Origin of the sequence: Flavobacterium sp. (assembly GCF_027484945.1) — a bacterium.
Classification (GTDB): domain Bacteria; phylum Bacteroidota; class Bacteroidia; order Flavobacteriales; family Flavobacteriaceae; genus Flavobacterium.
On record NZ_JAIXRZ010000013.1, the window covers coordinates 76,377 to 84,248 of the forward strand.

Consider the following 7,872-nt stretch of genomic DNA (forward strand, 5'->3'; position numbering starts at 1 on the left):
ATTAATAAAATTAGACCGTCAGTAATGGCGGTCTTTTTATTTTTTACTTGATAGATAAACCCCTGTTAGTATAATTAAAGCACCGATACCTTGAACAGCAGAAAGGAATTCTCCGTCATATAATCCCCAAATAGTTGCCACAACCGGAATCAAATACGTTACCGAAGTAGCAAAAACCGGAGACGAAATTTGTATCAATTTGTAAAATAGTATATTGGCTAAACCCGTTCCAACAACCCCTAAAATCATCACAAAAAAGAGTGCGTTTTGAATTTTTATTTCCCCAAGATGGTCATGTATCGATGTAGCAAATAGAATAGACGCCGCGGGAACTAACATGACTAAAAAATTTCCAGTTGTAATACTTAAAGGCCTTACATCTGAAAGGTGTTTTTTGATTAAATTAACGTTGGTTGCATAACATAAAGAAGCAATCAATACCAAAAGGGTGTAGCTGTAATTTTGGTTGGGATGAGATAGCATACCATTAATAATTAATAAAAGTGTCCCTGCCAAACCAATTAATACGCCTATTATTTGTGCGCGCTTGAATGTGAGTCCAAAAGCGACAACTCCTATGAGTAAGGTGTTTAAAGGAGTTAGTGAATTTAAGATAGAACTTACCGAACTGCTAATTTGCGTTTGAGCGATTGCAAAAAGAAAAGCGGGAATAAATGTGCCAAAAAGTGATGTTAAGGCAATGTACATCCATTGATAGTGCCGTATATCGCGTAGACTTCCAAAACCGATGATCAATAAAAATACCGAAGAAAATGTAATTCGAGCCGCACCCAATTGAAGTGGTGTTAGGCCAATAAGTCCGCGTTTTATGAGTATAAATGAACTTCCCCAAATTAAGGCTAATACAATAAGGAAAAGCCATTTTACATGTTGATTGGACATATTTTTTAAACGTTTATGCTGCAAAATTGGCATTATTTTATGAAAGTCCGTTTAAAAATTATTTTAATTTTGTTTTATAAATTGATTTCAAAAGTATGAATGCATCAAAAATTGTAGCTTTTTTTGCCGGGTCTTTACTGCTAATTACTTCTTGTAAGCAAGAGTCTTCGGCTTCCTCAGGTTCAGAAACAGCTTTAAATGCTAAGGCTTCCGTTGTTAAACCAACAGTAGTTTCGTTCCAAGTAGAAGGGATGACGTGTGCTATTGGTTGTGCCAAAACGATTGAAGAGAAATTAGCCGAAACTCCGGGTGTTCAAAAAGCGAAAGTAGATTTTGAAAAAAAACAAGCCACGGTTCATTTTGATGCCGATAAATTGTCAACGAGTCAATTAAAACAATTCGTTGAGTCGTGTGCCGATGGGAAAACGTATAAAGTTACCGCGATAAAAGTAAGTCTGTAAGCTTAAAATACCTTACAATAAAGTACCAATGGGCGATTCGAAAGGATTGCCCATTTTTTATTTCCATTGCAAAGTTTCTATAAGATTTTGCATATCGTTTTTTATATAATCGGCAGCGGGCATGATGGAATCAAAGTTGGGTTTGGCATAAAAGTACATCGAACCACTCAAAAAATGATGGGTGCTGTCAGTGACATAAAAATTTGCATTAGTAGCTGCATTTCCTCCCAAGCGGTAAAACATGCCGTAAACCCCTTGTTTTGCATTGATATAGGGTTGCTCCAATATATTGTCTGCTTTTATAACGTGTTTATAGGTTAGCTTTTGTGTATCTCGTAATAATGCTTCTAGATTGCCTTGAACAGGTTTATAGGTTAAGAAAATAGTGGCTTTCATTTTAGGATAGGTAATCGTATAATTACATTCTCCTTTTTCTTTAATTATAGCCTTGGTATTTAATGCAAACCCAAACGGACAATCACTTTGAAATTGAGTATAGTTGGCTAAAGGATATTCCAAGCGCAAATGACCGGGTGGTTTAGGGATTATTTCCTCTTTACAGCTCGTCAATAGTAGTAGTACGGCAAAGGTAAATCCAAAAAAATAAAAATAATTACGCGGCATCAAGTGTGACTTTAATTTGTTTAATTCGTTTATTATCGACCACTTCTACAGTAAATAGACAGTTGGCAAAATATATTTTTTGACCTTTTTTAGGGAAATTACCTAATAATTCAAGTAGTAAACCAGCAAATGTTTCGGCTTCGCCTTTGCGTTCTTCAAATACTGTTTCGTCTACATCAATAATTCGGTACAAGTCTTTTAGATTGATTTTTCCTTCAAAAAGAAAATTTCGATCATCAATTTGAGTGTAGTTGATGCTCTCGTCATCAAACTCGTCGCTAATATCGCCCACTATTTCTTCGATTACATCTTCCAAAGAAACCAAACCGGAGGTGCCGCCATATTCGTCAACAACAATTGCTAAATGATTTTTCATGCCTTGGAAATCGTTTAACAAATCATCCAATTTTTTGTTTTCAGGAACAAAGAACGGTTCTCGCAATAACTTTTGCCATTCAAATTCTTTTTTATTGATGTAGGGAATCAAATCTTTAATAAACAAAACGCCAATAATATGGTCTATATTGTCTTGATATACGGGAATTCGGGAATAGCCTTTGTCAATGATTTGAGGTAAAATTTCACTAAATGGTGCTTCAATATCTAAAGCAAATAAATCAATTCGCGGACTCATGACTTGCTTTGCTACGGTGTGGCCAAACGACACAATTCCTTCCAAAAGTTTCTGTTCTTCTTGTGTAGTGTCTTCTGTTGAGGTTAGCTCCAATGCTTGCGAGAGTTGATCAACGGAAAAATTTGTTTTCTCTTTGCCTAATTTCTCTTGAATAAACAAGGTAATCCAACGTAAAGGGGTGCTAACGGGCGCTAAAACTTTGGTTAAAAAGACTAAAGGATAGGTAATAAAAAGTGCAAATTTTATGTTGTTTCTGCTCGCATAAACTTTGGGTAATACTTCACCAAAAAGTAAAATCAAAAAGGTCACCAAGATGACTTCTACAATAAATTTTACCATAGGAATAGCTATGGTTGAAAATAAGCGATCCAATGAAACGGAAAAAAGGATCACAATAGCAATGTGCAGAAAGTTATTCGCAATCAATACTGTGGCTAATAATTTCTTGGGTTTTGCGAGTAAATCAGAAATAATTTGAAATTTATCCGATTGTTTTTCAGCCAGCTGTTGAAGATCTTTTTGTGTAAGCGAAAAAAAAGCCACTTCAGTTGCAGCAACTAAGGCACAACAAAAGAGCAGTATTACAATTCCAATGCTGCCCAAAAGCATTTCAGAATCAAATACTGCAACAGTAGATAAACCGGGTTCTGGATCCAAATTTAATAACGATTAGTTCGACTAGAAGGGCATGTCGTTTTCAACATCAGCGCTCGGTGTTTCATAACTTGAAGTCCGCGGCTCATGGCTTGGAACCGATTTGCTCTCTAAATCCTTTTTAACATTTAAAAAAGTAAATTCAGTAACCTGGATTTCAGTAGTATATTTTGTAATCCCTTCTTCGGTTGTCCATTGACGCGATTTGATGCGCCCTTCTACATAAATTTTATCTCCTTTAGTTAAAAAGCGTTCGCAGATTTCGGCAGCTTTATTACGCACAACTAAATTGTGCCATTCTGTAGATGTAATTTTTTCGTTCGTTGATTTGTTTATGTAAATTTCATTGGTTGCTAATGGAAAACGACCAATGCAATTACCGCCTTCGAAATAGTGCATTTTAACATCATCCCCCAGATGACCAATCAGCATAACTTTGTTAAGTGTCCCGTTCATAATAAAATGGCGTATTTATATCTTACAAAAATATAAAAATTATTTATACATTTAACTTTGAACGGGAAGAAATTATTACGTCAAATTTTATCTAAAATCTATTTGAAATTATTGAAAATCATTTATTTACTTTTTTTATTTGTTGCAGTTGTTTTTGATTTCTCTTTATTATTTTTAAGGGTTCTGGTTAAAGCCAAAGCATAGTCAGAGGCCGAGTTTATAAGCTTTTCCACATCATCATCTTTGGCTTCAGGATATATTTTTTTAATTTGATCGATTGAACTTTGAATGGTATGCAAAGCCAGTAAAGCATCATTTTTTTGGAATGCTTCAGCCATCACTTTTAAGGATTGATTTAAAACCGCAATTGCATATAACTTTTTATGTTGGGCTTCGCGTATAACTTCAAAATGTTGTAATGCCGGAACCCATTTTAAATAGGCTTTTTCTTCATGGGTGATTGTTTTTTGTTTGCGGTAATCATAATAGTTCATTTTTATAATAATCGGTTCTTTTTCAATGGCTTCGTTTGGATTTTTTAAATCAAATTTTATAAGAGCTAAAGTGTTTAATCCGCTGTACACATTGTTAATGGTCATTGTAGCGCCGTCGTTAGCTTTTGTAAAAGGGTATCCGTAAAGTTCCTGAAATAGGATTTGATTGTTATTTGTGATTTCAACGGTTAAGTTTTTTGCACATGGACTGAGTACACTATTTAAATCTTTTTCAAATGCTTTCGAAATGTTTTTTGAATCGGCAATAAAACTTAACAATCCGCCCCCTTCAGACGCAAGTAAGCTTAAGAGCGATTGATTATAACCTTCGCCAACTCCAATGGCCGATAGTTCTATCCCCATTTTATTGTAGGCCTTTGATGCCTTTACTACTTCTTCAACGGGTCGGCTATCATATCCATCGGTTAATAATAGTACCCGATTAGTCCCTGTGCCTATAAAATTTTTAGCCACTTGTTCATATCCTTCAATCATTCCTTTATATATATCTGTACCACCAGATGCCTGCATATCTTCAATCATATCTTTGAGGTATAATCCATCGCCCACTTTTTGAGCAGGTACTAAAAGCGTTGCCTCATGATTAAATGAAATCAATGAAACGATATCGGTAGGCCGTAGTTTTTTAACATAATTTAAAAGCGCCACTTTTAAGGCGTCGAGTCTATTATTTCCTTCCATCGACCCACTTGCGTCAACAACTAACGATATATTTAAAGGCGGACCGTATAATTTTCCGTCGTCTTTTTTGACTTTAAAACCCAGTTGTAAAATGGCTTCTTTAGACAATGGGTTCACTTGATCATTACCCCATGAAACATCCATTCTAACGGCAGCATCATCGGTTGGTTCTGGGTATTGTAGATAAAGAAATTCTAAAAAGTCTTTTATAAGTAAATTATCGGGTGTAGGTACAAAACGTTCGGGAAATTGCAGTTTAGGATCGGGCAAATAAGTGAATTCAGCTTCTGCACTTGAAATCCCCTGCATATCTTTGTAATTTAAAACATCAATATCTTTTTGGTACCTAAAATGCACCATATATTTTTTCTTGGTTGGTAATAAAAAATAGACTTCTCCTTTTGAATTGGTTTTTCCTTTGTATACTTTATTTGACTTTAACATCTGCAAGTAGACGTCTTCATTGGCTAAATTTTTAGCATTGATTTGATGGACTTTTAATTTTAAGAAGACTCTTGAGGATGTTCCGTTGGCTTGGTTTTTAAGTGTTTGTACAATCGTGTCGTTTCGATCGTTCTCCACTATTTCGGTCGGTTGATAGGTGGTCTTAAGCGAATAAACCCCCGATTGCTTAACATCAATATAATTGAAATTTTCAATATTATCGAGATCTATTTCATAGTCATTTCTATGGGGAACTACAAATCGTGCCAGTCCTTTTTCGTTAGTTGTACTTAAAAACACTTTCTTTTGTTTGAAGCAAGTGAGCTGTACCGGAAAATTGACCAGTGAACTGCCATCCTCTCGATTTAGGGTTAATCGAACTAATGCTTGCTCTTCGTTAAATGTAAAATCGTTATTCTTGGTTTGATCTATTGTTGTAAAAATTATAGTTTTACGATCAACATAAGGCCGGTTAATCCGACGATAATCTTCTAAATCATAAGTAAGCGTTTTGGTTTGTTTTGCAAATCCTGAGTCGGGCATTTCAATAAAAGCACAGTTTTTCATTTCGCCAACATTAACCCCCCATTCCTTTCCATAATTGATTTCAAATGTTATTGTTCCCTCATTATTTGTTTTTGAATGGATTCTTTTTTTGCTTGTAGTTTCAATTAAAGTAACAGACAAATCAGAAACAGGTTCGGACTTGTTATCCAAAACATGTATCGTAAAATTCATTTTCGATTGAGCGTTTAATAGGCTCATGCTAAAGAGTAACCACCCCAAAACTAAAATCGTATTTTTCATAAACAGTATATTTTATGAATAGAAAACGCATTGAAAGCCGACTTTAGTATAGACTATTGTTTGGAAACATTATCGGTTGACTTACAGGTGATTAAAAAAGCCGGATAAAATGCAATCAACCTAAAGAGGGGTTTGCCTTTAGGTTTATTTGTTGATTTGAGTAATAAAATTATGGATCACTATCGGTACTGGAAAATTATTCAGTTCATCGGCTGGTATTCCTTTAGATTCAATAGTTTGAAGCTGAATTTTGTAAAAAAAGATATGTAAATTTTGATGGCTTAGTTTATGTAAAATGGGATTGTGATTTATTCTTTGAATTGTGCTTATGGATTGTTTACCATAGTGGTCATTAAAAGGGGTTAAAAAATCTTCAAAAGACAGTATTCCTTGCGATTCGATTAAAGGAAATTGATATAAATTGTGCCAAATTCCCTTTTCTGTCCGTTTTTCCAAGAGTACTTTTCCCTCTATATCTTCAAAAACCAGGTAATGAAAATAGCGATTGGTGACTTTTGTTTTTTTTAATTTCAGCGGTAGTACGCTTGTTTTTTTATCTCGAAAAGCCACGCAGGCACTTTGTAAAACACAACAATCACATTTTGGATTCTTTGGAGTACAATGGACCGCTCCAAACTCCATCAACGCTTGATTAAATTCTGCCGGACGTTTGCGATCCAACAGTGTATTTGCTAATTCGGCGAACTCTTTTTTTGCCCCAGAAGATGCAATATCGGTTTCAATTCCAAAGAAGCGCGCCAAAACTCGGTACACATTACCATCGACTACCGCCACAGGTTCATGGTATGCGATTGAAGCAATAGCTGCAGCAGTATATTCTCCTACGCCTTTGAGTTGTAGTAATTCGTTGTAGGTTTTTGGAAATTCCCCTTTAAATTCTGTGACCACTTGTTTGGCGGTAAAATGCAGGTTACGCGCTCGAGAATAATAACCTAGTCCTTGCCACAACTTTAAGAGGGTTTCTTCGTCTGCGGCTGCCATGTCTTGAACTGTTGGAAAAGCTTCCAAAAAACGGTAATAGTACGGTGTTGCTTGGGCTACTCGTGTTTGTTGAAGCATGATTTCAGAAAGCCAAATACGGTAAGGATTTTGGGTTTGACGCCAAGGTAGATCCCGTAGGTTTTTTAAATACCAAACGATTAGGGTGTTCGTAAAATCCATAGCAATTCTGAGTTTGACAAAAGTAAAACTTTATGTATTTAAATTTTAATAGATTATACTTGAAAATTTGTTTTTTTAATTGCTATATTTGCACTCTCAAAAAATTTACACATAATTATTAAATACGAAAGAATATGACTAAAGCAGATATCGTAGCGAAGATTTCGGAGAAATTAGGTCTTGAAAAAGGAGAAGTTCAATCTACAGTAGAAGCATTGATGGAAGAAGTAAAAACTTCTTTAGAAAATGGTGAAAATGTATACCTAAGAGGATTTGGTAGCTTCATCATTAAAACTAGAGCTGAAAAAACAGGAAGAAATATTTCCAAAAACACTACAATCAAAATTCCAGCTCACAATATTCCCGCATTTAAACCTGCAAAAGTATTTGTAGAAGGTGTAAAAGCTAAAACTGAAGTTACAGTCTAAAAATATTTATTAATCACTAACAAATTAACCTATGCCAAGCGGTAAAAAAAGAAAAAGACATAAGGTTGCGACGCATAAACGTA

8 protein-coding genes are annotated in these 7,872 nt (G+C 34.9%); 2 read left to right on the top strand and 6 right to left on the bottom strand.

Annotation, left to right across the window (positions count from 1 at the left end):
• Positions 1 to 36: 36 nt before the first annotated feature.
• Complete coding sequence (locus Q0039_RS01830; RefSeq protein ID WP_297508159.1) at positions 37 to 903, bottom strand: DMT family transporter; 867 nt, start codon at positions 901 to 903, stop codon at positions 37 to 39.
• A 95-nt stretch (positions 904 to 998) separates the two neighbouring features.
• On the opposite strand from Q0039_RS01830, the gene Q0039_RS01835 reads away from it, so the two are divergent.
• Positions 999 to 1,364, top strand: coding sequence for a heavy metal-associated domain-containing protein (locus Q0039_RS01835; RefSeq protein ID WP_297508162.1), 366 nt, complete (start codon positions 999 to 1,001; stop codon positions 1,362 to 1,364).
• Positions 1,365 to 1,421: 57 nt separating this feature from the next.
• On the opposite strand, the gene gldD is transcribed toward Q0039_RS01835, so the two are convergent.
• The 5 genes from gldD to mutY form a co-directional block, all read right to left on the bottom strand.
• Entirely contained in the window at positions 1,422 to 1,988 is a 567-nt protein-coding gene (gene gldD, locus Q0039_RS01840) for a gliding motility lipoprotein GldD (protein WP_297508164.1), read from the bottom strand.
• Positions 1,978 to 3,279 (bottom strand): gliding motility-associated protein GldE, encoded by a 1,302-nt coding sequence (locus Q0039_RS01845; protein WP_297508167.1) that lies wholly within the window; start codon positions 3,277 to 3,279, stop codon positions 1,978 to 1,980. The genes gldD and Q0039_RS01845 overlap by 11 nt, the downstream gene beginning before the upstream one ends.
• A 21-nt stretch (positions 3,280 to 3,300) precedes the next feature.
• Positions 3,301 to 3,732 carry a single-stranded DNA-binding protein gene (gene ssb, locus Q0039_RS01850; protein ID WP_297508170.1) on the bottom strand — a complete coding sequence of 144 codons (432 nt, stop codon included), beginning with the start codon at positions 3,730 to 3,732 and terminating at the stop codon, positions 3,301 to 3,303.
• Between the two features lie 122 nt (positions 3,733 to 3,854).
• A complete protein-coding gene (locus Q0039_RS01855; protein WP_297508173.1) occupies positions 3,855 to 6,179 on the bottom strand; it encodes a VWA domain-containing protein in 2,325 nt (774 codons plus the stop codon).
• A 144-nt stretch (positions 6,180 to 6,323) separates the two neighbouring features.
• A complete protein-coding gene (gene mutY / locus Q0039_RS01860; protein ID WP_297508176.1) occupies positions 6,324 to 7,361 on the bottom strand; it encodes an A/G-specific adenine glycosylase in 1,038 nt (345 codons plus the stop codon).
• Between the two features lie 134 nt (positions 7,362 to 7,495).
• Between mutY and Q0039_RS01865 the strand changes: the two genes are divergently transcribed.
• Positions 7,496 to 7,789, top strand: coding sequence for an HU family DNA-binding protein (locus Q0039_RS01865; RefSeq protein WP_297508179.1), 294 nt, complete (start codon positions 7,496 to 7,498; stop codon positions 7,787 to 7,789).
• The last annotated feature ends 83 nt before the right edge of the window (positions 7,790 to 7,872 follow it).